General features: G+C 69.5%; 25 protein-coding genes. 12 read left to right on the top strand and 13 right to left on the bottom strand.

Translation table 11 applies throughout. From position 1 onward, the window contains the following. Window positions 1–2: 2 nt before the first annotated feature. Both SGFS_RS40235 and SGFS_RS40230 read right to left on the bottom strand, forming a co-directional pair. Window positions 3–1,889, bottom strand: a complete 1,887-nt coding sequence (locus SGFS_RS40235; RefSeq protein WP_286257202.1) for an ATP-dependent nuclease — start codon at window positions 1,887–1,889, stop codon at window positions 3–5. A gap of 347 nt (window positions 1,890–2,236) precedes the next feature. Next, window positions 2,237–2,455: a helix-turn-helix domain-containing protein gene (locus SGFS_RS40230; protein WP_286257200.1), complete on the bottom strand. Its 219-nt coding sequence runs from the start codon at window positions 2,453–2,455 to the stop codon at window positions 2,237–2,239. Between the two features lie 494 nt (window positions 2,456–2,949). Between SGFS_RS40230 and SGFS_RS40225 the strand changes: the two genes are divergently transcribed. Continuing rightward, window positions 2,950–3,972 (top strand): tyrosine-type recombinase/integrase, encoded by a 1,023-nt coding sequence (locus SGFS_RS40225; protein WP_286257199.1) that lies wholly within the window; start codon window positions 2,950–2,952, stop codon window positions 3,970–3,972. 159 nt (window positions 3,973–4,131) lie between these two features. Here SGFS_RS40225 and SGFS_RS40220 read toward each other — a convergent pair whose 3' ends face one another. Continuing rightward, window positions 4,132–5,139 carry a M56 family metallopeptidase gene (locus SGFS_RS40220; protein ID WP_067252051.1) on the bottom strand — a complete coding sequence of 336 codons (1,008 nt, stop codon included), beginning with the start codon at window positions 5,137–5,139 and terminating at the stop codon, window positions 4,132–4,134. Between the two features lie 4 nt (window positions 5,140–5,143). Then, window positions 5,144–5,569 carry a BlaI/MecI/CopY family transcriptional regulator gene (locus tag SGFS_RS40215; RefSeq protein ID WP_067252049.1) on the bottom strand — a complete coding sequence of 142 codons (426 nt, stop codon included), beginning with the start codon at window positions 5,567–5,569 and terminating at the stop codon, window positions 5,144–5,146. A 140-nt stretch (window positions 5,570–5,709) separates the two neighbouring features. Between SGFS_RS40215 and SGFS_RS40210 the strand changes: the two genes are divergently transcribed. Together SGFS_RS40210 and SGFS_RS40205 are read left to right on the top strand one after the other, a co-directional pair. After that, complete coding sequence (locus SGFS_RS40210; RefSeq protein ID WP_286257196.1) at window positions 5,710–7,098, top strand: glycosyltransferase; 1,389 nt, start codon at window positions 5,710–5,712, stop codon at window positions 7,096–7,098. Continuing rightward, the gene (locus SGFS_RS40205; RefSeq protein WP_286257194.1) at window positions 7,095–7,817 is read left to right on the top strand and encodes a polysaccharide deacetylase family protein; all 723 of its coding nucleotides are present in this window, start codon (window positions 7,095–7,097) and stop codon (window positions 7,815–7,817) included. The genes SGFS_RS40210 and SGFS_RS40205 overlap by 4 nt, the downstream gene beginning before the upstream one ends. Before the next feature lie 110 nt (window positions 7,818–7,927). Here SGFS_RS40205 and SGFS_RS40200 read toward each other — a convergent pair whose 3' ends face one another. After that, window positions 7,928–9,700 carry a hypothetical protein gene (locus SGFS_RS40200; RefSeq protein ID WP_350284050.1) on the bottom strand — a complete coding sequence of 591 codons (1,773 nt, stop codon included), beginning with the start codon at window positions 9,698–9,700 and terminating at the stop codon, window positions 7,928–7,930. A gap of 178 nt (window positions 9,701–9,878) precedes the next feature. Here SGFS_RS40200 and SGFS_RS40195 point away from each other — a divergent pair, with 178 nt between their 5' ends. The 5 genes from SGFS_RS40195 to SGFS_RS40175 are packed head-to-tail and all read left to right on the top strand — an operon-like array spanning window position 9,879 to window position 13,866. Then, a complete protein-coding gene (locus tag SGFS_RS40195) occupies window positions 9,879–10,547 on the top strand; it encodes a DedA family protein (protein ID WP_286257193.1) in 669 nt (222 codons plus the stop codon). After that, window positions 10,544–11,149 carry a phosphatase PAP2 family protein gene (locus tag SGFS_RS40190; RefSeq protein WP_286257191.1) on the top strand — a complete coding sequence of 202 codons (606 nt, stop codon included), beginning with the start codon at window positions 10,544–10,546 and terminating at the stop codon, window positions 11,147–11,149. The genes SGFS_RS40195 and SGFS_RS40190 overlap by 4 nt, the downstream gene beginning before the upstream one ends. Next, a complete protein-coding gene (locus SGFS_RS40185; protein WP_286257189.1) occupies window positions 11,146–11,877 on the top strand; it encodes a phosphatase PAP2 family protein in 732 nt (243 codons plus the stop codon). The genes SGFS_RS40190 and SGFS_RS40185 overlap by 4 nt, the downstream gene beginning before the upstream one ends. Next, window positions 11,831–12,493: a response regulator transcription factor gene (locus SGFS_RS40180; protein WP_286257188.1), complete on the top strand. Its 663-nt coding sequence runs from the start codon at window positions 11,831–11,833 to the stop codon at window positions 12,491–12,493. The genes SGFS_RS40185 and SGFS_RS40180 overlap by 47 nt, the downstream gene beginning before the upstream one ends. Next, window positions 12,490–13,866, top strand: coding sequence for a sensor histidine kinase (locus SGFS_RS40175; protein ID WP_286257187.1), 1,377 nt, complete (start codon window positions 12,490–12,492; stop codon window positions 13,864–13,866). Before SGFS_RS40180 ends, SGFS_RS40175 begins: the two co-directional genes overlap by 4 nt. 6 nt (window positions 13,867–13,872) lie before the next feature. Here SGFS_RS40175 and SGFS_RS40170 read toward each other — a convergent pair whose 3' ends face one another. The 3 genes from SGFS_RS40170 to SGFS_RS51900 all read right to left on the bottom strand — a co-directional run bounded on the left by SGFS_RS40170 (window position 13,873) and on the right by SGFS_RS51900 (window position 15,560). Beyond that, window positions 13,873–14,763 carry a COG4705 family protein gene (locus tag SGFS_RS40170; RefSeq protein WP_286257185.1) on the bottom strand — a complete coding sequence of 297 codons (891 nt, stop codon included), beginning with the start codon at window positions 14,761–14,763 and terminating at the stop codon, window positions 13,873–13,875. Window positions 14,764–14,917: 154 nt separating this feature from the next. Beyond that, window positions 14,918–15,277: a COG4705 family protein gene (locus tag SGFS_RS51905; RefSeq protein WP_434028136.1), complete on the bottom strand. Its 360-nt coding sequence runs from the start codon at window positions 15,275–15,277 to the stop codon at window positions 14,918–14,920. Window positions 15,278–15,338: 61 nt separating this feature from the next. Beyond that, window positions 15,339–15,560, bottom strand: a complete 222-nt coding sequence (locus SGFS_RS51900) for a hypothetical protein (protein WP_434028135.1) — start codon at window positions 15,558–15,560, stop codon at window positions 15,339–15,341. Window positions 15,561–15,729: 169 nt separating this feature from the next. On the opposite strand from SGFS_RS51900, the gene SGFS_RS40160 reads away from it, so the two are divergent. Continuing rightward, entirely contained in the window at window positions 15,730–16,806 is a 1,077-nt protein-coding gene (locus tag SGFS_RS40160; RefSeq protein WP_286257184.1) for a bile acid:sodium symporter family protein, read from the top strand. Window positions 16,807–16,833: 27 nt separating this feature from the next. Here SGFS_RS40160 and SGFS_RS40155 read toward each other — a convergent pair whose 3' ends face one another. Next, window positions 16,834–17,523, bottom strand: coding sequence for a response regulator (locus tag SGFS_RS40155; protein WP_286257183.1), 690 nt, complete (start codon window positions 17,521–17,523; stop codon window positions 16,834–16,836). Then, complete coding sequence (locus SGFS_RS40150) at window positions 17,520–19,202, bottom strand: ATP-binding protein (RefSeq protein ID WP_286257181.1); 1,683 nt, start codon at window positions 19,200–19,202, stop codon at window positions 17,520–17,522. Before SGFS_RS40150 ends, SGFS_RS40155 begins: the two co-directional genes overlap by 4 nt. Before the next feature lie 233 nt (window positions 19,203–19,435). On the opposite strand from SGFS_RS40150, the gene SGFS_RS40145 reads away from it, so the two are divergent. The 3 genes from SGFS_RS40145 to SGFS_RS40135 all read left to right on the top strand — a co-directional run bounded on the left by SGFS_RS40145 (window position 19,436) and on the right by SGFS_RS40135 (window position 22,348). Beyond that, the gene (locus tag SGFS_RS40145) at window positions 19,436–20,296 is read left to right on the top strand and encodes an ABC transporter ATP-binding protein (protein WP_286257180.1); all 861 of its coding nucleotides are present in this window, start codon (window positions 19,436–19,438) and stop codon (window positions 20,294–20,296) included. After that, window positions 20,293–21,174, top strand: a complete 882-nt coding sequence (locus tag SGFS_RS40140) for an ABC transporter permease (protein ID WP_286257178.1) — start codon at window positions 20,293–20,295, stop codon at window positions 21,172–21,174. Before SGFS_RS40145 ends, SGFS_RS40140 begins: the two co-directional genes overlap by 4 nt. An 85-nt stretch (window positions 21,175–21,259) precedes the next feature. Then, window positions 21,260–22,348 carry an ABC transporter substrate-binding protein gene (locus tag SGFS_RS40135; protein WP_286257176.1) on the top strand — a complete coding sequence of 363 codons (1,089 nt, stop codon included), beginning with the start codon at window positions 21,260–21,262 and terminating at the stop codon, window positions 22,346–22,348. A gap of 209 nt (window positions 22,349–22,557) precedes the next feature. On the opposite strand, the gene SGFS_RS40130 is transcribed toward SGFS_RS40135, so the two are convergent. The 3 genes from SGFS_RS40130 to SGFS_RS40120 form a co-directional block, all read right to left on the bottom strand. After that, window positions 22,558–22,722 (bottom strand): hypothetical protein, encoded by a 165-nt coding sequence (locus tag SGFS_RS40130; protein ID WP_286257175.1) that lies wholly within the window; start codon window positions 22,720–22,722, stop codon window positions 22,558–22,560. Window positions 22,723–22,857: 135 nt separating this feature from the next. Continuing rightward, window positions 22,858–24,243, bottom strand: a complete 1,386-nt coding sequence (locus SGFS_RS40125) for a sensor histidine kinase (RefSeq protein ID WP_286257174.1) — start codon at window positions 24,241–24,243, stop codon at window positions 22,858–22,860. A gap of 113 nt (window positions 24,244–24,356) precedes the next feature. Next, entirely contained in the window at window positions 24,357–25,052 is a 696-nt protein-coding gene (locus SGFS_RS40120) for a response regulator transcription factor (protein ID WP_286257173.1), read from the bottom strand. Between the last annotated feature and the right edge of the window lie 48 nt (window positions 25,053–25,100).

The following is a 25,100-nucleotide window of genomic DNA, read 5'->3' as shown; positions in this document are numbered from 1 at the left end:
GCTCAGACCTCGCTGCACAGGTACGTGAAGGCGGCCACGAGGTAGGGCGGCAGATCGTCCTCGGTCACGGAGGTGGTCTGCAGGAGGCGGGCCGCGTGTTGGGCGGCGATCGGCTTGTTGCCCCTGCCCAAGCGCAGCGGCTCATAAATGTCCAAGGCCGCCTTTTCCAGGGGAACGTTGCTCTCCCGCCACTTCTTGACCTCCTCCTGCGCCAGTCGGTCCAGGTCGGCGAGCCTGTCCGCGGTGGGCCAGGTCGTCTTGGAGGCGACGGCGGCACGGACGGCCTGGTGCATGAGGGTCGCCATGGTCCAGGACGCGGCGGCCAAGTCGTACTCCAACGTCCAATGGTCGGAGACGAAGGTACGCACATGGCCGCTGTCCTTTATTTGCAGCGTGGCGACATGTTCGCTGATCTGCTGCGAGGTCATCTCCGCCGAGCATTTGAGCTGCTTGCGCATCTCGTCCGAGGTGCCGGCGGGAACCAAGTCCCTGTCCCGGATGCAGGCCACCGCGACCGGTATCTGCTCGCCCTCGCGCTGGAAGATCCGGCTGTAGCGGAAGAGACCGACGCCGCCGACATTGACGACGCTGACGCCGCATTCGCTGAACGACCGGCCGACCGCCTGTGCGAGGGCGGGCAGGAGAATGGCTTCGGCGTCGCCTTCGACGATGGCGACGCTGCGGGCGAAGAACAGGTTGGCCTTGGTCACGTCGAGGAAGCGGGTGAGGAAGGCGTAGTCGCCCTCATCGAGCTGGGTCAGGCCCGGTGCCAGGCGGAAGGTGGATCCGCGGGCGACGAGGGTGAGATGTTCGACCGGAATGGCCGAAGCCAGGTTGGGGCTGTGGGTAGTGAGGATGACCTGGACCGGCGGCGTCTCCGCTGTGTTCGCGGTCTCGGCACGATCCCGCAGGAGGTCCATGATGCGGGTCTGGAGCTGCGGGTGGAGGTGGGCTTCGGGTTCCTCGATCAGCAGCAGGGGCGCGAAGGCGCTGTTGCCAAGCAGGAGCAGTTCGGCCGCCATGAAAAGGGCGTTGTTGTAACCCAGACCGTGCCTGGTCCACTCCCCCGTGCCCGCGAACAGCGTGAGCTCCAGCCGCTCCAGCGCACGGGCGAGCGTGGCATCACCCGCAACGCCGATCTCACCGCGCAGGACGTCGGAGCCGATGGAGAACTTCTGCAGGTAACCGGTGTTGATGTCGTCCCGAGCCGTCTTGACGGCCTTGTTGTCGCTGATGTGCCGTTCCGCGCGGCGCAGGATGCCGACCAGGGTGGAGGCGCTGCCGCTCTCCTCATCGAAGTCATCCTCACCTTGCTCGCGCATGGCCGGGTAACCGGCCAGGATTTGCGACAGCCGCGATCCCCGCCCGGAGCGCAGCTCCGCCTCGGCATCCCGCAACGGACGCAGGTAGGTGGCTTTCAGCAGTTCACGCGCGGCACCGTCCAGGGCGGGCCCCTGCCCATCGCGGCCGGTGCGCGTGGTCACCGCGACGCGGTGGGGCCGCAGCGGGTCCATCAACTCCGCCTTGACGGTGACGTAGAGGGCGACGTTGCCCTCATCGTCCGTGGTCAGCAACTCAAGGAAGACGGCTTGCTCCGCCGTCGTAAGGTCCCTGAACCCGCAGGTGATCTTGAAGGTGCCCGCGCGGCCGTCCGGTCCGACGTGGAAGTCGTCGCGCGTGATGCGGTAGAAGTCAGCCGCGGTCGTCAGCAGGCACAGGCGGATCGCATCGATGATGGCCGTCTTGCCGCTGTCGTTCTCGCCGACCAGGACGTTCGTGGCGGGACCGAAGTCCAGGCTCAGGCTGGCGTCCCTGTCGCCGTCCTTCTGCGGCACCGCGCCGAAGATCCGGAAGTTCTCCGCATACAGACAGGCAAGGTACACCGACATCCCCCGAGCGATGAGGCCCGCGCCCTCGACGACACAGGCGGTTGTAAACCGCCTCAAGTGCCCCACCCGCATGCGGTTCTGACGCATCATACGATTCATCGCGGCACTCGTGCCTCGTTAGTGGAATCCCTCCCCTTGACTGGAAATGGACACGTCAGGTCGCCAACTCCAGACAGCAGTGCGCGACCGTCATTGCGGCACAGCCGGAAGAGGGAGATGGACCCTCACGACTGGCAGGTGCCACAGCAGGGCACCTCCTACGCACAGGGCGCGTCGACACCGCGCGGAGTGAGCGCCTTTACGGGCACAGCCTTGGAAAAACACGATCGTTTGATCACCGACCCGCATTACCGGGGCTCGGATTTTCCGGATTCTTCCCGTGCGATGTGGTTAACGAGTTCTCCTGGCTGCACGTCGAGTCCAGCTGCAATATCCAAGAGGGTGAGCACACTGGGGCTGCGCTGGCCGTGCTCAATGTAGATGAGGCCGCGAAAGCTCATTCCACTGCGCTCTGCGAGTTCTTCCAAGCTGTAGCCCCGCTCTTCCCGGAGCCGTCGGATCTGCATACCGAGGGACAGGAGTCGGGGGTCCGGTGACGGTTCGCGTGCTGGCACACAGCGACTCGACCGGTACGACTTCCCTCAGGCCATGAACAGCTGTGCATAATCAGGCTCTGGGCTGGAAATCCTGCACGTGAGCACACACGAACAGCCCGGCGGCTACGAAACCCAATCACTCGTGCGACCTACTCGGCACAAACGGATAGCCCACGGCGCGGCAGCGAAGTCCCTAGCCCACAAGCAACGAACGAGAACATATGGCCAGACCGATTTTGCCATTCGACCGATGGCACAAGTCATATCCGAAACCCGACCGGGGTGATACCCCCTGTAAGTGCGGGACAAGAAACCGCCCCCTTTACCCGTCAGCAGATCACGGACGGGGACTCCGCTGGCAGACTCGCCACGTCGATCACCTCGGAAAAGAGCGCAGAGAGTCGTTCGATACATGGCAGGAAGCCCTCGACCGGCTCGCCGAGTTGACCTCCGAGGCTGCGTCCATGACGAGAGGGAACCAACCAGCACACAGTGCGCGAGTAGCCTTCTTCGGCGCGCAGATGATCGACCGAAAGCGTAAGAAGAAAAAGAGAGCGAATACGATCAATACGTACGAGAGTCATCTTCGCAACCACATCCTGCCGTTCGCAGGAAATCGCATACCGACATCGCTACGGCGTAGCGACTCCATGGCCTTCGTGGATCATCTCCTAGAAAAACCCAACCTCAGATCCCCTCGCACAATTGTCCAGATTTTCAAAACCTGGCGCATTCTCATCCACTACATGATGGACGAGAATATTCCGCTGCCTGCAAACATCGTGTCCCGCATCGAGCTTCCCGAGATCAGCGACGGCAGTGGGGACGCCCTCACCCCCGATCAGGTGGCCGCAGCAGCCCTTGCCATGCGGACGATCGAGCCGCGCTACGAAGTCCTGGTGTGGCTCGGCGCGTGCGCAGGACTGCGTGCCGGCGAGGCTCTGGGGCTGACACGGACACGCGTCGGCTGGCAGGAAAATCTCCTGTACGTTCAAGAGCAGCGTCAGCGCGGCAAAGCCGCACCACTGAAGACGAAGGCCAGCTACGCGACTCTGCCCGTGGATCAATTCCTGATCGAGCAGTTGGCGACCCATGCGGCTCACTTCAGCGAGCCGGAACCCGTCACCCAAGCCACCGCACGCAAGCGTCGGGCTCGCCGACACGTCGAGCCAATTGACGAAGACCTTATCGTAACGAACCGATATGGAAGGCCAGTTCAGAGCAGTGATTTCAACGAAAAGTGGCAACGGGTTGTCGCCCTGGCCGGCCTACCCAAAGGCACCCGTTTCCACGATCTCAAGGTGTTTTACACCACCACACTCGGCGGACCAGGCCAGCACGATCCGAAGACGGTTCAAGCCCTTTCTCGGCACGCTCGGTTCACCGAAACATGGGACACCTATGCGCGCCCACCGAGGGCGGCCGAAGGCCTGCGCGTGACCGCATTCGGCGATGCATTCCGTTCAATGCAGCAGAGCAGCGATTGACTGCAGCACGGCCTGCCTGATCGACGAACCTCTCGTCGACTCTCCCCACCGGCGGCGGTTACTTCTTCGCCCTGCCCGGCGTCCGCGACAGCAAGGACTGGTTCGGCCGCGGACTGCGGGCGATCTGACTACGCGTAGCCGACAGGTCCGGCCGCCTCGTTACGGGCGGTGCTCCTGAAGTTCCCGGCGATCGTGTTCCCCGAAGCAGAAGTCGGGCCCATGCCGGTGTTCTCCGGCCGACGGGGCGCTCGCCGTGGCGGCGTACGCCGCGCACTGCGCACTGTCCACCATCTGATCGCTGTCGGATGCAGCGTTGGCGAGGCTCGCGCAGCACGCAGCGAGCAGGAGGCCACCCGCGACCAGGGGGAGGCTCCGGCGCGGGGGCGGCGGGGCCAGCAGGGCCCGCACCCGTTGCGGCACCGCCCCGCCGGTCGCGGCCAGTGCGGCCGGGAACGAGGTACCGGCGGATGCCAGCGCGGCGCGCCCGACGGCGTGCGCGACGATCTTTCGGTCGCCGACGCGCTGCGCGGCCTCTTCGTCGGCCCAGCGTTCCAGGACGAATCCGCCCGCGACGGCCAGCGGCCGCAGCAGCGGGTTCAAGGCCGCCGTGAGCCGCCACAGGATCTGGAAGAGGTGATGGCGGCAGCGCAGGTGAGCACGCTCGTGTGCGAGGAGGGCCTCGCGCTCGCCGTCGCTGAGAGAGCGCAGCATTCCTCGGGAGACCACGATCCGGCCCGGCGACCCGGGCAACGCGAAGGCCATCGGGACGTCGTCGTCGACCACGACCAGCTCCGTGCCCTCCGGCAGCCGGGCGCACTCCCGCCGCGCCCGGACGATGAGGCGGACCTGTCCCACGACGGCCACGCCCAGCGAGACGACGCTCACGGCCAGCATGAGGGCGCTGCCTCCCGCAACGACGAGGTAGACCGGATCCTCGGCTTGCAGGGCGGCCACGGACCAGCGGCCCTCCTCCGCGACTTCCGGAATCTGTGCCACGCCGGTGAAGGCGAGCAAGGCGAGTGCCCCCGCCCAGCCGATCGCGGTCACAAGCGCGGCGCAGGCCAGGGCCCAGGCAGCGCGGCGAGGGGGCAGCGCGTGCGCCAGTCGGGGCGTGAGCACGGCGAGCACAGCCGCGACTACGAAAGGGACGTAGACACTGATCAGCACGGCTTCACGCCCTTCCCGCCGAGCGGTCATCTCCGGTGCGAGCGTCGTGCCCGGACAGGAGCTGATGCAGCACGTGCTCGTCCTGCTCGGACAGTTCCGAGACGAAGCGGGCCAGGACCGCCTCGCGGTCGGAACCACCCTCAAGCAGCGACCGCATGCGCTGGGCGGTGTGCGACGCCTCGTCGCGCACCGGCTCGTACGCGTAGCCGCGGCCCTCGCGGTGGCGGACGAGCATCTCCTTGTCGTACAGCCGGGACAGGATGGTCAGGACGGTCGTGTAGGCCAGGTCGCCCGGCAGCGCCTCCCGGACCTGGCCGGCGGTCAGCGGGCCGTCGGCGCTCCAGAGCGCGGCGAGCACATCGCTCTCCAGTTCGCCGCGGGCTCGCCTGCCGGACGCCTCGCGAGCGCCGCCATCCCCTCGTTCCTGCACCGGATGCCTCCGTTCGCCGACTGTCCGCACAGACTACCCGCCCACCTCCTACTAGTTGTAGGAGGTATGCTCCGGGCTTCGAACCGCGAACTACTACAACTCGTAGAGTTCCATCGCTCCCGTCCCTGCGGAGGAAACCCATGCCCCACCGCGCGAGCACGGCGCCCAGACACACACCCACGGGCGCCCCTCCTCCGCAGTCCGCCGCCACGCCCGGCGCGGGGCGGGTCGCGATCGTCTCCGCGAGCGTCGGGGCCGGTCACGACGGTGCCGCCGCCGAGCTCGCCCGCCGTCTCACCGCGCAGGGGTATGCCGTGGACCGGCTCGACCTGCTGGACCTGCTCCCCGCCCACCTGGGCCGCACGGTCCAGGAGGGCTATCACCGGATGCTGGTGCGGGCCCCCTGGGCCTACCAGCGGATCTACTCCAGCACCGAGCGGGCCGGGGGCGGCGGCCCGGTGGCGCGGGCGCTGCTGCGCACGGCACAGGACCGGGTACTGAGCGCCCTGCCGCCGGGCACCGACGCCGTCGTCTCCACCTACCCCGGGGCCAGCCGAGTCCTGGGCAACCTGCGCCTGGACAGTCGACTGGCCGTGCCGGTCCTCACCTATCTGACCGACTTCTCGGTGCATCCGCTGTGGATCGCACCGGGAGTGGACGTCCACCTCGCCGCTCACGCCGTGCCCGCCGCCCAAGCGCGGGAGGCCGGAGCCCGGGACGTGCGAGTGCGCGGGCCGGTCACGGCCCCCCGTTTCCGGCCCTGCGACGCACGGGAGCGTGGCCGCGCCCGGGAGAGGTTCGGGCTGCCGTCCCACGCACCGCTGGCTCTGCTGGTCGCCGGGTCCTGGGGGGTGGGCCCGGTCCGTACGGTGGCCCGGGAGCTGCGCGACTGCGGCGCAGCCGTCCCGGTCGTCGTCTGCGGCCGCAACGAGGCCCTGGCCGAACAGCTGCGCACCGACGGCATCGACCATGCCTTCGGCTGGGTCGACGACATGCCCTCCCTGATGCACGCCGCCGACGTCCTCGTCCAGAACGCCGGCGGGCTCACCTCCCTGGAGGCATTCGCCTGCGGCCTGCCCGTCGCCAGTTACCGCTGCATACCCGGGCACGGGCTGACCAACGCCGCCGCCTTGGACGAGGCCGGTGCGGCCGTGTGGATACGCGACCCGGCCGACCTCAAGGCAGTGCTGTGCGACCTGATCGACGGCCCGCTCGGACGCCGGCAACGGGAAACGGGATTCGCCCTGTTCGCTCAGTCCCCCGATAGCTGCCCGACGGCGGAGATCGCGCGCGTGCACCGGTCAGGAGCCCCCGGCCGGGGCTTTCGCCCGGTTGCGCAACGGCACCGGACGAAGCGCCGGCTCGCCGCCACGGCCGTCCTCGCGTCCGTCGTGTGCGCCGGCGCCGTCGCCACCGGGGTGGCGACGACCTACGACGGTCCCGACCTCATCCACGCCATCAGCCACCACCTCGACCCGGACGGCTTCCCCCCGGAGCACACCTCCCCGTCGGAAGACGACCACTCGTGAACATCGCCCCGACGCTGCGCACGGCCGCCCGCGCCGCCGTACCCCTCCTCGCCGCCGCCCACGCCGCGCCCGTCGTCTCCACCTTCGGACCGCTGCGCAACCGCCTCATGCCCCGCCTCTCGGGCCGCGGCCGCACCAACCACATCGCCCTGACCTTCGACGACGGCCCCGACCCTGGCTCTACCCCGCACTTTCTGCGGCTGCTCGCCGGGCGCGGAGTGCACGCCACGTTCTTCCTGCTCGGCAGCGAGGCAGACCGCTCCCCCGACCTGGTCCGCGAGATCGCGGCGGCCGGTCACGAGGTCGCCGTCCACGGCTGGATGCACCGCCCCCTGCTGCTGCGTGGCCCGCGCGCCACCTACGACGACTTCCGCCGGGCCCGCGACACCGTCGCCGCGATCACCGGACGGCAGCCCTCGCTCTTCCGGCCCCCGTACGGCGTCATGTCCACCGCGGCCCACCTCGCGGCCCGCCGCCTCGACCTGACCCCGGTGCTGTGGACCTGCTGGGGGGAGGACTGGACGGTACGCGCCACCCCGCACTCCGTCCACCGCACCGTCACCGCCGACCTGGACGGCGGCGGCACGATCCTGCTCCACGACTCCGACTGCACCTCCGCCCCCGGCGCCTGGCGCTCGGCGCTCGGCGCACTCCCCCGGATCCTCGACACCTGCCAGGAACGGGGTTACGACGTCGGCCCGCTATGCGACCACAGCTGACCAGCACGAACGCCGAACAGTCGGGGTACCGGCTCGGCAGCACGCCTCGCCGGCAGCTGCCGCGGCTTCGCCAGGCGCGCCTGCGCGTGTAGGCCCGCCTGGCGCCCTCGCTACTGGATCGCGGGAGGAGCAGCCGGGATGTGGGCCGTGGTGATCGTCATCGGGGTACCGGTGACGGCGATGAGATAGGTCCCGGGACCGTGGCCACCGGGCAGGGCGCGGAACCCTCCCGCGGGTTTCACGTGGTACTCGGCGGAGGCGTGCGGGGCGAGCACTGCGGGGCCGGAGGAGATGGTCCACCAGTTGGAGGCGCCCTGGCCGGTGCGGCTCGCAAAGTGCGGGGTGAGCGCCGTACCGGTGGTGTTGACGGCGCGCACGTCGATGGAGGTGACACCCACGCGCGCGTGGTGCGTGGCGAAGCGCGGCGAGAGGCTCATGCGCAGGGGCGGCGGGCTCGCCGCGGCGATCGCGACGCACACCAGGGCGGGGGCGAGCAATCCGCCCGCCAAGACAGCCTTCGCACGGCCGGTGACGTGGGGAAGTCGCGGCTGCCAGGCGGTGGCGAACGCGGCGGCCGGGACGGTGGCGGCGGCCGCGAGCCACAGTGGGGTCATCATCAGGAAGTAACCGTCCTGCGAGCGGGTGGCGAGGTAGAACACGACCCATGGCAGGACGGTGAGGGCGGGGCCGAGACGCCGGACGAACAGCAGGGTGGCGGCGAGCAGGCCGAGCAGGAGCAGCTGGCTGCCGTAGGAGTAGTAGTCGAGGCGGCCGCTGCCGTCGGTGAAGTAGTAGGAGATGCCCATCAGGCCTTGGCCGTGCAGGATCGCCTTCTGGTCGAGCGGCAGGAGTACGCCCTGCAGCCAGGCGGAGAAGCCCTCGGCGGCGAAGTAGGCGTTGGCCGCTGCGCAGGTGAGAGCGGCGGCAGCCGTGTAGCGGGCGGTCACCGCCAGAGCCCGCCGCGGCCCGAGTTCCCCGCGCCTGACGGCGTACAGGCCGATCAGCAGGAACGGGGCGAGGAACCAGGCGAGCTGCTGGGCCGCGCAGGCAGCGCCCAGGCACGCCGCCCGCACCACTCCCCCCGAGCCGAGACGGCCGCCCTCACCGGTGGCGGGCCAGCGGACCACCACGGGGACGAGCAGGGCGAGAGCCGTGATCGCCGGGTAGCCGGCGTAGGCGTAGTGGGGCAGGAGGCCGAAACCGAGACAGACCGCGGTGGCGGCTGACCTCCAGGGTGCCGGCAACAGGAACCACAGCAGGACCGAGGAGACGAGCAGCGCGGCCGTGGTGACCAGGGTGGCGGCCGCCGTCGAGTGGACGACGGCGTGCACCGGTGCCGCGAGCAGCGCGGTCAGCGGCGGGTAGCCGTAGGCGTAGTCGGCGCCCCCGGACATGGTCTTGGTGATCCCGACGCGCGGCGAGCCGAACAGCCAGGGCCACGGCCGGCCGTAGACGGGATGGCCGTGCAGGATCTCGTTCGCCGCCTGGGCGGTCAGCACTCCCTCGTCGGTGCCCGCGTGATCGAGCAGGTAGCCGCAGATCACCAGGGCGACGGCGGTCATCAGTACGACGACGTCGACCCTGATCAGCGCGCGACGGCTCCGTACGAGGAGGCTGAGAACGGCGCAGACGAGGATCGAGGCGTAACAGACGGAAATGACGCCGGCGACCGCCGGACGTGAGGCCATCGCGGTCGTCCAGGCGGCCCGTGTCCCGATGAACAGGCTGATCGCGGCCACGAGGGTCATCCCGCGATGCAACTGCTGGGGCCCGGCGCCTGGGGCACCGGATACCCGGACCGGGGTCGGGGGCGGCGCCGTCGAGTTCGTGGCCGCACGCCGCAGAGTCCAGGTGCCGGTCTCTGTTCGATAGGTGTCAGCCATGACGCCCGTCTCCTCCGCCTCGTGTTCCGTTTGAGTGGCCGTTTGCATCCGGCCACCCACAGAACATCTACTACATCTTGTAGATGTAGGCTCGGCGAGTGCGGTTCCCTCCAGGCCACGTACACGCGGTTGGGCGAATCGCAGACACCAGATCACCTGCCCGAAAGGCCTCCTCGCCATGACCACACCGTTCCATCCGGCATCACAGCTGGCCGTGAACGTGCTGGACGCTCATTCGCTGCTGGCGGCGTTCGGCGTGCTGGGCGTCGGGGTGGTGATGTTCGCCGAGACAGGGCTGCTGGTCGGCTTCTTCCTGCCCGGCGACTCGCTGCTCTTCACGGCCGGTCTGCTGTGCACGGGCTCGGCGGAGTCGAGTGTGCACCTGTCGCTGGGGCCGCTCCTGATCGCTGCGGCGGCCGGCGCCCTGGCCGGGGCGCAGTGCGGCTATGTGCTCGGCCGGAAGGCGGGCGGAGCGCTGCTGGCCCGTAGCCGCTCGCAGCGTCTGCACCAGGGTGCGAAACGCGCCGAGGAACTGCTGGAGCGGTACGGCCATGCGAAGGCGATCACGCTGGCCCGTTTCGTGCCGGTGGTGCGGACCGTACTCAATCCGGTGGCCGGCGCGCTGGAGGTACCGGTGCGCACGTTCACGTTGTGGCAGATCATCGGCGGCCTCGTGTGGAGCCTCGGACTCACCCTCGCGGGGTACGCGCTGGGCTCGTCGATCCCGAACGTCGACCGCTACCTGCTCCCGCTGGTCGCGTTGATCATTTTCGTGTCGCTGATCCCCCTGGCCGCCGAGGTGTACAGGGCACGGCGGGACGGCCGGCCCGAGGGGGGACACCGGTGATCATGGCTTTCGACGGGTCGTCTGTCGACGGCACCGCGTATCTGGATGTGGTGCGTCTGGCCCGGCATGCGCCGGCCTGGCTGGACGGAGCGGTGTCGTTCTGGTCGACGTACGGGCTCGCGGTCTTCGCCGTGCTCGCGGTCGTGGGCTGGTGGTTCGCTCGACGGGGCGGAGATGCGGCTGCGGTGAGGGCGCTGGCCGTACCAGTGGTCGTGGTCCTTGCGTATGGCGTGGATGCCCTGGTGAAGCTGGCGGTGCGCGAGGACCGGCCGTGCCAGAGCCTTCGAGTGAAGACCCTGGAGACATGTCCGGCGCCCGGCGACTGGTCCTTCCCCAGCAACCACGCGGCGATCGCGGCCGCCGCTGCCGTGGCCCTGCTCTTCGTCTCGCGTCGGCTGGGGGCGGTCGCGGCCGTGGCGGCCCTGGCGATGGCGGTCTCGCGGGTGTGGGTCGGCGCGCACTATCCGCACGACGTCCTGGCAGGCGTGCTGGTCGGTGGCCTCGTCGCACTGATGGCGATGCTCGTGCTGCGACGGTGGTCGCGATCGGTGGCCCGGTGGATCGGCTCCGGCCGCCTGGGGCGACTGCTGAGCGCCTCATGAACCGGCGCGACGCCGCCGACCTGGCCGGGATGGTCGGTCTCGGCGCCTGGGTGGCGTTCGGCGTCCTCACGATGGTGGTGATCGGCCAGGACGGCGCTCAGCTGTGGTCGGACGACGGTTTCCTGGCCTGGTCGCTCGGCCATCGGCCGGACGTCGCCGAGGCTCTGGCCCGAGGGGTGACCGATACCGGCAGCGGTGCCGTCCCATACGTCCTTACCGTGTTGGCCGGCATGGTCGCGGGACGAACCGCACGGCGCCGGATGGGGGCCGCCGCACTGGGCCTTGCCTGTCTGGGAGCCGGTCAGGCGCTGCGCTACGGGGTGATGGAAGCCGTCCAGCGGCCACGTCCCGCCCGTGCCGACTGGGCGGCGTCCGCGGGCGGTTGGGCGTTCCCCTCGGGACACACCACCACAGCGGCCCTCACTGCCGGACTGCTGATCGTCGCGGTCTCACTGCGCGCCCCGCGCGGCGCCACCCCGCTCCGGGTCGTCATCGGGTGCTGGGGCGTGCTGGTGGGCCTGTCCCGGGTCTATCTCGGCGTGCACTGGTTCACCGACGTCATCGGCGGCTGGCTGTTCGCCACCGGATGGCTCGGAGTGTGCCTGTACGCGATGACCCGATGGCTGCCCGCATCGTTCGTCTCCGGTACGCCCCGTGCGCCGGACGATCCAACGGAGGACCATGCGCCACAAGATCCTGGTCGTCGAGGACGATCACGCCCTGCGTGACGTGCTGCGCCGCGGCCTGCTCGACGAGGACTTCGACCCCGTGGCCGCCGCCGACGGCGCCACCGCCCTGCGGCTGGCCACGGACGACATCGCGGCCGTCGTCCTGGACGTCGGGCTGCCCGACGCGGACGGCCGGGACGTGTGCCAGGCGCTGCGTGCGGGCGGGTTCGCCGCCCCGATCATCTTCCTGACGGCCCGCCATCACCTCACGGACCGGCTGTCCGGGTTCTCCGCCGGAGCCGACGACTACCTGCCCAAGCCGTTCCATCTCGCCGAACTCGTCGCCCGGCTGAGGGCCGCACTCAAACGGGCCGCCCCCGCGGCCGTGGCCACCGCCGGAGACCTGGTCCTGGACGCGACCCGGCACAGCGCGCACGTCGGCGACGTCGACATCGACCTGTCTCCCACGGAGTTCCGTCTGCTGGCCACGCTCATGGCCGCAGGCGGGACCCTCGTATCCCGCCGCGACCTGGTCAGGGCCGCCTGGCCGGACGGCGCCCAGGTCAGCGACAACACCCTCGACCAGTATCTGAGCCGACTGCGCCGCAAGCTGCGCGAAGCGGGCAGCGGCCTTGGCCTCACCACGGCACGCGGGATCGGGCACCGGCTGTCATGAACCGGCTCGCGCGCCGTCTGGCGCCCCGCACGTTGCGCGGTCGGCTCTCGCTCGTGGCGCTGACCACCGCCGCGCTCCTGATGACCGTGCTGACCGTCGCGTTCAACACCGCGATGGACCGGCACCTCCAGCACCAGGCTGACGACGAACTACGCAACCGCGCCGCCGCCGTCGCCACCACCGTCGACACCAGCGGGCCCCGAGTGCGGGTCCTGGAGACCGTCAACGACAGCCTGCTCGACGCGAACGTGTGGATCTACACCGGGACACGCCTGCTGGAGAAACCACCGTCCGCCGCAGCCGACAGCGCGCTGACCCAGGCCGCCGACCGGCTCGCGGGGCGGGGCAGGCCGGTCTGCGCGACCGTGCAAACCGACAACCCCCGTTTCGTCCGCCTGTGCTCCCGACCCGTGTCCGGCCTTCGCAGCACCGCCATCGTCGTCACGGCCGTGGATCTCGCCCCGTACCGCAGCTCCGCCGGCACCCTGCTGGCGGGCTCGCTGATCCTGGACGCTGTCATGCTCGCGTGCACCTACGCGCTGACGCGGCTGGCCGTCGGGCGGGCGCTGCGCCCCGTGCGCACCATGACCGACCAGGCCACCCAGTGGAGCGCCGTCGGTTCCGGCCAGCGTTTCGGCGCCGAGGACCAGCCGGCCGAACTGGCCCGCCTGGGCACCTCGTTGGACGCACTGCTGGACCGCATCCGCACCGTGCTGCGTCACGAGCAACAGCTGACCGGGGAGTTGTCCCACGAACTGCGCACCCCGCTCACCCGGATCGTCGTCGAGCTCGACTGGTGGCGGGCCCGCCCTCGCTCGGCGGCCGAGACCGACGCCACCCACGAGGTGATCGCGGAGGCCGCCCAGTCCATACGCACCATCTGCGACACGCTGTTGAACGACGCCCGCGAAGGCGGGCAGACCACCAGCACGGCCGTGGGTGCCGCCGCTGTCGCTCCCGTGCTGCGGCGGCTGGTCGAGGACCTCGACGCACGGAAGCAGCTGAAGACCGTCGTCGACGTGCCGGACCAGGAGCTTGAGGCGGGCGTCGCTTCCGCTCTTCTCGAACGCATCGTCAGCCCGCTGCTGGCCAATGCCGTTCGCTATGCCGACTCCACGGTGACCGTGTCCGCACGGCAGTTGCCCAGCGGCGTCCGCATCGACGTCACCGACGACGGTCCTGGCGTACCGGAGGAGTTCCTCGACCATCTCTTCCAGCCCGGCCGGCGCGCGGACTCCGGCGACGGGCACGACGGGGCGGGCCTGGGACTGCCGCTCGCGCGGCGCCTGGCCCGCGCCGTCGGCGGCGAGGTCTCCCACGACCCCGAGCACACACCGGGGGCACGTTTCCTGGTCGACCTGCCCGCCGGGTGACCGGACTCAGTCGGCCTGCTGGGCGACCGTCTCCCGCTCCGGTGTGCGCGGGACGGCGGTCCTGCGCTCCTGGACCTGTGCATAGGCCATCAGGCCGACCAGAACGGCCAACAGCACGGCCGAGGAGCCCGCGGTACCGAGATCCAGGCCTCCTTTGGCGACCGGCTTGGTCAGGAAGTCACCGGCCGTGGCGCCCAGCGGGCGGGTGAGGACGAAGGCGATCCAGAACAGAAGCACGTTCGGGACGACGGGCACCTTCATCAGGACGACGAGGACGGCGAGCGCCCCGGTCACGAGCAGCGCGCCGCCCGCATAGCCGAGGCCGGAGCTGTCAGAGAGGAAGTCGCCCATCGAGGTGCCGAGGGTGTTGGAGACGAGGATTGCAGACCAGAACAGGGCCTCGCCGCGGAAGGTGACGATGTCGCGGATCTGGAAGGTCATGCCGGTCGCCTTCCAGACGGCGAAGATGATCAGCAGCATCGAGATGAGGATCGCGGCGCCGGTGGGGTAGCCGAGACCCAGGCCCTGCGGTCCCCAGCCGAGTGAAGTGGTGCCGCCCGAGAGGTACTTGGCGCTGGCGTCGCGGTTCATGAAGTCGGACATCGTGGTGCCGGCCATGCTGGTCGACAGGATCACGGTCCAGTAGAAGAACGGGTGGTAGCGGCTGGACCTGAGCTGGACGACCAGCGTCACCACGAAGACGAGGAACAGCGCGATCGTGGTGAGGAAGTAGCCGAGCTTGAGGGTCTGCGCGAAGAGGTCGCCGGCCGTCTCACCGAGGGTGGTGGCGGCGATCTTCATGATCCAGAACGCCAGCGTGACCTCGGGGAGCTTTTTCATCACCGACTTGGTCGTGCTCGCGACGTCGAGATCGGTGAACATTTCCGGTTGCTGCAAGGTGGGGGGCTCCTATGCGGTTGTAACGGCGGGGCGCCCGCCCCGCGATGGGGACGAGCGCCCTGTGCCATGAGGCGACCTCGAAGAGTGATCGCCGCAACCGACCTTGGCAGCGTAAACCTGAACGCATCCTGAACGCCTGCCGCGTGCCTGCTCAGGCCGCGTGCCGCGCGGTGCGCTGAGGCTCCGTCACATCCCTTCGGGTCACGGAGAGATACACGACCAGAGCGAGTATGACCGTCAAGAACAGGGCGCTGGTGATGACGGTGCCGAGGCCCAGGCCGCCGTCGCCGGTGGGCTGGGAGAGGTAGTCGCCGATGGACGCGCCGAGCGGACGGGTGAGGATGTAGGCGATCCAGAAGCTCCACACCGCGTCCAGGCCGAGCTTGAAGTACGCGAGGGCGACTGCGGCGATGGCCAGGCCGAACAGGACCGCGGAGAGCCAGTAGCCCAGGTCCATGCGCTCCGAGACCAGGTCACCGGCCGCGGTGCCGAGGGCGAAGGTGAACAGCACGGCGAGCCAGTAGTAGGACTCGCGGCTCGTGGTGTCGATGTGGTGGATGGACAGGGTCCGCTCACGCCGCGGAACTGCACCACCAGGACGACCGCCAGCAGTGACCGGCCTTCTCGTTGAGCAGGTCGGCCGCGGTCTCGCCGACCGTCGTGCACAGCACCTTGATGACCCAGAAGTAGACGGTGACTTCGGGCACCTTGTTCCAGCCCAGTCGGCGACCGGACGGTGACACCTGGGAGTTGGCCGCCGAGGGCCCGGGCGGCTGTGAGGTCTCGTATGGCATGAGGCCCGACCGTGCCACGGGATACCTGAACGCATCCTGACTGCCGTGCGTCACCGGCTGCCCCATCCGCCTCACCCGAGCACCATGAGTGCCATGACGACTCGTGATCACGGCGCCTGCATAGCGGCGTTCCGCCCCGTCCCCTCCGCCGCCATGGAAGAAGGCCGCCTTGAACCGTCCGCCAGCCTCCCCACCGCCTGCCGACCGGGTGACGGCCTGGCTGCGCCACCGGCTCGGCCGGGCCGTAGTGCTCTCCTACGTCGCCGCCCTCCTCCTGCCCGGCCCCGGCCTGTGGCTGCGCAGCGACCACACCGTGCCGATTGGCACGGTGACCGGCCTGCCCCTGAGCACCGCCCCGCTGCTGCTGTCCCTGGTGCTCTTCTCCGCCGGACTCCAGGTACCGGTCCGCGAACTGGGCCGCCTGCTCCGCAAGCCGACCGCCCTGCTGGCCGGGATGGTCCTCCACCTCGTGATCCCGCTTCTGGTCATCCCCGTCGTCGCGTTCGGACTGCACCGCACCCCTGACAGCGACGGCGGCAGCGGACTGATCACCGCGATGATCCTGATCGTGGCGATGCCTGTGGCCGCCGGAGCCACCGTCTGGACCGGCAAGGGTGACGGTGACCAACCCACCATGGTGGGACTCGTCCTCGCCTCCACCGTCCTCAGCCCGCTCACCATCCCGCTGGTCATCACCACTTTGGTGCCGCTCCTGGACGAGAGCTACGCGGACACGCTCGCAACGACCGGCCGCACGGCCAACGGCGGCTTCGCCCTCGTCACCGTGGTCCTCCCCTGTGCCGTCGGTATCCTGCTCCGACTCGCGCTGCCGACGACGTGGCTCAACCGGGCCCTGCGCGTGATCGTGCCCGTGGCGCTGGCCGGATCGCTCGTCCTGACCTACGTCAACGCCAGTGGCGCCCTGAGCTCCTTCCTCGCCCACCCACGCCCCCTCCTGTTCGCCGCCGCACTGGCCGTGGCTGCGCTCGTCTGCCTGCTGTCCTTCGCGTTGGGCCGGACCGCCGCGCGGCTCCTGCATCTGGACGGCCCCGTCTCCTCCTCGCTGACGCTCGCCTGCGGCATGAACAACAGCAGCGCGAGCGCGGTGCTGATCACCACCACGCTGCCCGACAAACCACACCTGCTCCTGCCAGTGCTCGCCTACGGGCTGCTGCAGAAGACAGCCGCGAGCCGGGTCGTGCAGGCAGCGGGTCGTCGGCACCCGCCCTGCCCCGCGTCACCGTGAACGGGCTCGATGAACAACAACGTCCGCTCAGTGCGTGATGCGGTAGAGGTGCTCGGGGCGGCCGGTGGTCCCGTAGCGAAGTTCAAGCCGGACCATGCCCTCCCTGACCAGGTAGGAGAGGTAACGCTGGGCCGTGGCGCGGGAGACGCCGGTGCGTTCGGCGGCCTCCGCAGCCGACAGAGCGTCGTGCGCGCCGCGCAGGGTCTGGTGCAGCAGGGCAAGCGTCGGCGCGGAGTGGCCCTTCGCAGGGACACGGGGCACGGCCGGCGGCCGGGCGGCGCTGAACAGAGCGTCCACGTCAGCCTGGTCGGTCTCGGGGACCGTACCCAGGGCGTCCATACGGTGCTGGAGCTCCCGGTAGGCGGTGAGCCGCTCGGCGAGGTCGGGCGCGCCGAAGGGCTTGACCAGGTATCCGACGGCGCCGAGCTTCATCGCGATCCGTACCGAGGTGATGTCCCGGTCGGCGGTGATCATGATGGCGTCGGGGCGGTCGCCGCCCTCGTCGCCGCTGAGCCGGCGTAGCACGTCCAGTCCGCTGCCGTCCGGCAGGAAGATGTCGAGCAGCAGCAGGTCGGGGTGGAGGTCGCGCACCGCGGCCAGTGCCTCGGCCACGGTCGCTGCCTGGCCGACCACCTCGAAGCCCCGGACGCGGGACACGTAGTCGCAGTGGATGCGGCTCACTCGGAAGTCGTCGTCCACCACCAGGGTCCGGATCACCAGCGATCACCTCCTGCCACGACGTCCAGTACCGGTGAAGCGGTCGTGAAGAGCGCGCCCCGTGGGCCGGGCGCGGTATCGGGCACCGGCAGCGTCACGGTGAAGACGGCGCCGGGCCCTTCACTGACGGCGATCGTGCCGCCGTGCCGCTGCACCAGCCGGTGGACGAGCGCGAGGCCGAGGCCGCGCCGGGCGGTGCCGCGGTCCGGACGGGTCGACCAGCCGTCCTCGAAGATGGACTCGGCGGTGTCCGGCGGGATGCCGGGGCCGGTGTCGGCCACCTCCACCCGCACCGCGTCGACGGCCTCGATCAGCGACAGACAGACCTCGGCACCACCCGAGGGAGCCGATCCGGTCGCGGACGCGTCGATCGCGTTGTCCACCAGGTTGCCGATGATGGTCAGCAGCCGAGGCAGATGCGGCGGGTCCTCGCCGAGGGCGGAGTCCTCGCTGAGGACGATCCGCACCCCGCGTTCCGCGGCCACCGTGATCTTGGCGACGATCAGTCCCACGAGCAGCGGGTTGCCGATCCGTTCCCGTACGGATTCGGTCAGCGCCTGCTCGGCGCCGGCCGAATCGACGGCGAACTCGTAGGCGGCGTCGTGGTCGCCGATGTCCAGCAGCCCGGCCACGGTGTGCATACGGTTGGTGAACTCGTGCTGCTGGGCGCGCAGCGCGTCCGTCAGCCCGCGCACCGAGTCCAGCTCGCGCAAGAGCCCGATCATCTCGGTGCGGTCGCGCACGGTGACCACGGCGCCCAGTTCCCGTCCGTGGAGGGCGACCGGCATCCGGTTGACGACCAGGCAGTGGTCGTCGGTGAGCACGCTGATGTCGCTGCCCACCAGGGTGCCGTCCAAGGCGCGGCGCAGCCGCCCGTCGGGCAGGACTTCCGCCAGCGTGCTGCCGAGCGCGGTGCCCAGTCCGAGCAGGTCGCGTGCCTCGTCGTTGACCAGCGTGATCCGGCCGTCCGGGTCGAAGGCGACGACTCCCTCACGGATTCCGTGCAGCATCGCCTCCCGGTCCTGCAACAGCCCGGCGATCTCCTCCAGCTCCAGCCCGAACGTCGTCCGCTTGAGCCGTCTGGCCAGCAGGAACGCGGCCGTCGAGCCGAGCGCGACGGCGATGGCGCTGTACAGGCCGAAGGTGGGCAGCTCACGCCACAGCTCACCCAGCACATAGTGCTCGGGGATGCCTGCGGACACCTCGCCGACCAGCTTGCCGGTGGGCCCGTACAGCGGGGCCTTGCCGTTGGCGGAACGCCCCGTCGCGCCCTGGTCGGTGCCGACATGCGTCCTGCCGTCCAGCACCACGATCCGGTCCCCCGTCGGTTCACCGACCAGTGCCGGGTCGGGGTGCGAGTGGCGGATACCGCGCAGGTCGAGCACGACCACGTACGACGCGCCCGACGCCTTGCGGATCCTCTCTGCCACCGTCTGTACGACGTCGCCACCGCCCCCGTACTGCATGGCGCGGCGGATCTGTGGTTCCGCGGCCGTGGTCTCGGCGATGGCCAGGGCTCGCTTCTCGTAGGCACGGTCGATCTCGCCGCGCTGCGCGAAGGCGAACAGCACGAAACCGATCAGCCCGGTCAGCGCCAGGATGGCCAGCTGGTTGGCCAGAATTCGCGCGGAGAGCCGCCCCTTCCCACCGCGGCCGATCGGGATACGGATGCGTCTCACGGGTGTCTCTGCCTGTCGTACGGGGCCCGGGCGCGGCCCCTGCGCCGTACCCGTGGTGGCGTGATTGTGCTCCCGGCACCGGCCTTCTGCCCACCCCCGGCCGCTGAGCAGAACGAGCAAAAGCATGGCTAACACGACTAACGCGGGATACGGATGAAACAGCGACGTAACACCCGCCGGCCCCTAGCGTCTGCCTTCCTCGACCTCCGAGGTCAGGAAGGAGACAGCCTCAGATGGCTTCGCGAAACGATGTTGCGACGAGCCCCGGCGCCGAGAAGACCGGCCGGGACAGCGCACGAGTCGAGATTTCAGGACTCACCAAACGGTTTCTGACTCCCGCGGGTGAGGTGTTCACGGCGCTGCAGGACGTTTCGTTCACCGTGGAGCCCGGCCAGTTCTGCGCGGTGGTGGGCCCGACCGGCTGCGGCAAGTCGACGACGCTGAGCATGGTGTCCGGGCTCGACCGGCCCAGTGAGGGATCGGTCAAGGTCGGCGGCCGTGAGGTGGACAGCGTCACCAAAGGCGTCAGCTTCATGTTCCAGAGCGACGCGCTGCTGCCCTGGAAGACGGTCCTCGGCAACGTGTTGATGGGCCCGGTCTTCCGCAGGGTGCCCAAGCAGCAGGCCCAGGCCTCGGCGCGCGACTGGCTGCGCCGGGTGGGTCTGTCAGGGTTCGAGGACCGCTACCCGCACCAGCTCTCCGGCGGCATGCGCAAGCGCGTGGCGATGGCCGCGGCACTGATCAACGAACCCCGGATCCTAATCATGGACGAGCCGTTCGGCGCCCTGGACGTGCAGACCAAGGCGATCATGTCGACCGAGCTGCTCGGTCTGTGGGAGCAGATCCGTCCGTCGGTCATCTTCATCACCCACGACCTCGACGAGGCGGTGGCGCTCGCCGACCGGGTCGTCGTCATGACGTCCAGCCCCGGCTCGGTCAAGGCGGTCTTCGACATCGACCTGCCCCGCCCGCGCGGCTCGGTCCAGGAGATCCGCTTCCAGCCCCGCTTCATCGAACTTCAGCACCAGATCTGGGACTCGCTGCGCGAGGAGGTGGAGCGCGCCTACGCACGCACCGCAGGAGGTACGGCATGAGCACGACGTCCACCGTCTCCACGGCCCCGGTCAAGGGCGACTCACCCATCTCGGCTGCGGCCGCCGCCAGGAGCGCCGTCCGGCGGCGCACCGCACTGGTGTGGGCTGGGCGCATCGGTCTCGCGGCCTTCGTCCTCGGCGGCTGGCAGGCCTTCACCGCCTGGGGGATCGTCGACAAGTTCTTCTTCGGGCAGCCGTCCGGCATCGCCCAGCGGCTGGTCGACCTGTTCCGGCACGGCACCGAGTTCGGGTCCTTCTACGCCAACATCTGGACCACCATCCAGGAGGCGCTGGCCGGCTTCGCCCTCGGGGCCGTCACCGGAGTGGTCTTCGGCGTCGCGCTCGGTCAGAGCCGCTTTCTCGCCGACGTGCTCGGCCCCTACATCAAGATGGTCAACGCGATCCCGCGGATCGTCCTCGGTTCGATCTTCATCGTCGCGTTCGGTATCGGTGTGCTGCCGAAGATCCTGCTCGCCGCCGTGCTGGTGTTCTTCATCGTCTTCTTCAACGCCTTCCAGGGCGTCCGCGAGGTCGACCGCAACATCCTCGCCAACACCAAGGTCCTCGGCGCCTCGCAGCTGCAGATCATCCGGCACGTCACCGTGCCCTCCGCGCTCACCTGGATCATCGCCAGCCTGCACAGCGCCTTCGGCTTCGCCATCGTCGGCGCGCTGGTCGGCGAGGTGCTGGGCGCGCAGAGCGGTCTCGGCCTGGTCATCAAGACCGCGCAGAACAATTTCGACCCCAACGGCGTGTTCGCCACGATGCTCGTCATCTCGGTCATCGTGCTCGGCGCCGAGTGGCTGATCGGCAAGCTCGAGCACCGGCTGCTGTCCTGGCGCCCGCCGGCCCCGTCCGAGGCCGCCAACACCATCTGACACCTCGCCCTTCCCCCCTCCTTCCCTCAGCACCCTCAGCACCCTCAGCACCCTCAGCACCCTCAGCAAAGGAATGTGATCAGCCATGTCCAGACGACCCGCCGCCGTCGCCGCGTCCGTCCTCGCCGTTCTCGCCCTCGGCACCACCAGCGCCTGTTCCAGCAACTCCTCCGCCTCGACCGGCAGTTCGGGCTCCACGCCGACCGTCAAGCTCATGGCTGGCGGCCTCGACAAGCAGATCTACCTGCCGTACCAGCTCGCCCAGCAACTCGGCTTCTACAAGAAGTACGGCGTCGACGTCCAGCTCAGCACCGAGCAGGACGGCGGTGTCGGCGCCGAGGAAGCCATGGCCTCGGGGCAGGTCGACATGGCGGGCGCCTGGTACAACCACACCATCGAGTTCCAGGCCAAGGGCAAGGCCGTCGAGGACGTCGTCCAGCTGTCCGGTGCACCGGGCGAGCGAGAGATGTGCACCAAGAAGTCGGGCGTCACCTCGGGCGCCGACTTCAAGGGCAAGACCCTCGGCGTCACCGACCTGGGGTCGGGCACCGACACCCTCACCCAGTTCCTGGCCGCCAAGAAGGGCATCAAGACCAGCCAGTTCCACCGGATCGCGGTCGGCGCGGGCTCCACCGCCATCGCCGCGCTGCAGAACGGGAAGGTCGACTGCGTCATGACGACGCAGCCCACGGTCGCCGCGATCCAGAAGAAGGGCGTCGGTACCTCCGCGATCGACCTGGCCACCACGCAGGGTGCCACGGCGGCGATGGGCGGCGCCTATCCCGCGGCCAGTGTGCTCGCCCGCACCGACTGGGTGAACTCGCACAAGGACACGGTGCAGAAGGTCGTCGACGCGCTCGTCGCCACCATGCACTGGATCAACACCCACAGCGCGACCGACATCGCGAACAAGCTGCCCGCGTCGTACGTGTCGAACCAGTTGGTGACCAAGGCCGACTACATCTCGGCCCTGACCGAGGACAAGGGGCAGTTCCTCCCTGACGGCCTCATGCCGGCCGGCGGTCCGAAGACCTCCCTGGCGACGGAGAAACTGGTCGGCAATGTGAAGGGGTCGGTGGACCTCAGCAAGACGTTCACCAACGACTTCGCCCTCCAGGCCAACAAGACCGAGGGCTTCAAGACCACCACGACCCCGGCAGGACCGAACGGCTGAGCCGCACTCATCGCTCAGGGAGCCGCCCAAGCCCAGTCGGCCAGGCGGCTCCGGCCCGTGACCCGCCTCCCAAAAATGATCACCAGGCCACTTTCAAGAGTGGAGAAGGTGGATATAAGCCCCCATACCGTCGAGACGAGAGTGGGGTGGCGTGACGCTCCCCGTCCGCCCCCCGTTCGTCCCCAAATCACCGGCAACGCCGACACTCCTCAGCAGTGGCACCGGGGCATGACGCTGATCGCCACGGTCAGCCTGTTCATCGGCACCCGCTCGGCCCGGACCCAGGCGATGCTCGCGCAACCGTCACCGCCGCGCCCGCCACCCTCGCCCCGCACAGCACCGCTGTGTACGCCGTACGACCACAGGGCTGCCACCGCGCGCTCCCCACCAGCACGGACCAGCACATGTACCTGATCGCCGTCACCGCCAACCCCATGACGATCACCACGGCATCCCTGGGGAACGCCGCCCACCCGGGCTGGCGGAGAGGCACCTACGACACCGATGAATCACGGCAACGCCCCTGGAGGAATCACGGGCAGCCGCACGTGGAACTCGGCGCCGGTCTGAGAATCGGCGACCCACACGCGGCCGCCGTGAGAGGTGACCACGTCGTGGACGATCGCAAGGCCCAACCCGACGCCGCCGGAGTTCCGGTCGCGGGCGGACTGGACGCGGAAGAACCGGTCGAAGACCTGCTCGCGGTGGGTGGGGTCGACCCCCGGACCATCGTCGGCCACGACCAGCTCGGCAGCCGGGTCCGCCTCGACTCGGCCGACGTTCCCGTACCCGCGCCCACTCACATCCCCGACGGGGAACAGACGTACGGCGATCCTGGCGTGCGCGTGCCGTTCCGCGTTGTCGAGCAGGTTGCGCACAACAGCCCGCAGCTGCTGCGGGTAGCCCTGAACGCGGACCGGCGACAGCCCTGACAGGTCGACGTCCACTTGACCGCGGGCACGGATCGCCTCCACCTCGGTCAGCAACAGCTCGTCGAGGTCCACCGACGAGGCGGGAGCAGCGCCGCTACCGTTGCCCGACCGCGACAACTCCAGCAGTTCCTCGACGAGTTGATCCAGTCGCCCCACCTCGCGGTGCACGTCACGGGCAAAGACCGGCCACTCGGTGGCCGCCGGGTGGGCCAGCCCTACTTCCGTACGCGTCCGCAGCACCGCGAGCGGGCTGCGCAGTTCGTGCGAGGCGTCGCTGACGAACTGGCGCTGTCGCTCGCCTGCCTGTTGCAGCCGCTCCAGCATGGCGTTCATCGTCCTTGCGAGCCGCCCGATTTCGTCCGTACCGGGCGGCTCGGGTACGCGAAGGTCCAGTTCGCTGGAGGTGATCTCCGCGACCTGGCGGCGCATGGCCTCGACCGGACGCAGCGCCCGCCCGACCAGCAGCCAGGCCGTACCTCCGGCGACGACCAGGATCACCGGACTCGCGACAAGGAATGCGGAGAGCGCGGCGTCCACGCCTTCTCCGACAGGTTCGAGTGAGGCAGCCGCATAGACGGCCACCGGGCGGCCGGCAAGGTGGGCCGGGACACCGACCACCCAGTAAGGAGCGCCGTCACCTATCGGCAGCCGGCGCAATCGGCTGCCGACCGCATGATCCGTCGGCCGTTGCGGCAACAGGGGGCCCCGGCCGCGCAGTTCGGGGCTGGCGGCGAGCACTGTTCCGTGCTGGTCGACGATCTGCAGGACCGGACGGTCCTCGTTGGTGCCAGGCAGCACCGGCAGTGCACCGGACGTCAGCTGGGACGCCGTGTCCTGTGCCCGCTCCGTGGCCGCCGAGCGGGCATTGCCGTTGAGGTCGTTCCTGACGAGGGCGAGCACGACGACCGAGGCGAGCACCAGACCGGCTCCGACCACCAAGACGGCAAGCAGCGTCAGGCGCACACGAATACCGCTCGGCCGGCGTCGGAGCAGCCGCCCCAACCACCCCAACCGTCCCTGTGGTCGCGACGCTCCGTCGGCAATGCGGCCGGCCACGACGGACAACTCCCCCGGCCCTATCCGCCGCCGGCATCGAGCCGGTAGCCGACACCGCGCACGGTCTGCACCGCGTGCCGAGAGAACGGCAGGTCGACCTTCCGCCGCAGGTAGCCGATGTAGACATCGAGCACCTTCGACTCCTCCTCCAGCGCGAAGTCCCACACCTCGTCCAGGGCCGATCGCCGGGTGACAACCTGCCCTGCCCGAGCCATGAGCAATTCCAGAAGGGCGAACTCCCGGGGGGTCAGCTCGATTTCGGTCCCGTCACGGCGGCAACTGCGAGCGCCCCGGTCGAGTACGAGGTCACCGGCTGTGAGCATCCGGGCGTCGGCCTTCGTCGTACGGCGGATCAGCGCCCGCACCCTGGCGAGCAGCACCTGGTAGGAGAAGGGCTTGGCCAGGAAGTCGTCGGCGCCCGTGTCGAAGGCGCGGAGCTGGTCGCGTTCGGCGCTGCGGGCGGTCAGCACCAGGACGGGGGTCGCCACGCCCGTGTCACGCAGCCGGGCGCACAGCGGCAGGCCGCCCAGCCCCGGCAACATCAGGTCGAGGAGGATCAGATCATAGGTACCGTGCAGCAGCCGGTCCCAGGCGAGCAGGCCGTCCTCCACCGTCTCCACGGCGAAACCGTCCTGGTGCAGGCCCTCGGCCAGAGCCTCGGCGAGCGCGGTCTCGTCCTCCACGACGAGAACCCGGGCCGACCGGCGAGCTGTCATGACGACACCTCCCCTGACTACTTTGCATTGACTTTACCTCGCCCCAGT

This window comes from Streptomyces graminofaciens (assembly GCF_030294945.1).
Lineage (GTDB): Bacteria > Actinomycetota > Actinomycetes > Streptomycetales > Streptomycetaceae > Streptomyces > Streptomyces graminofaciens.
This window is presented reverse-complemented; position numbering and strand designations above follow the sequence as displayed.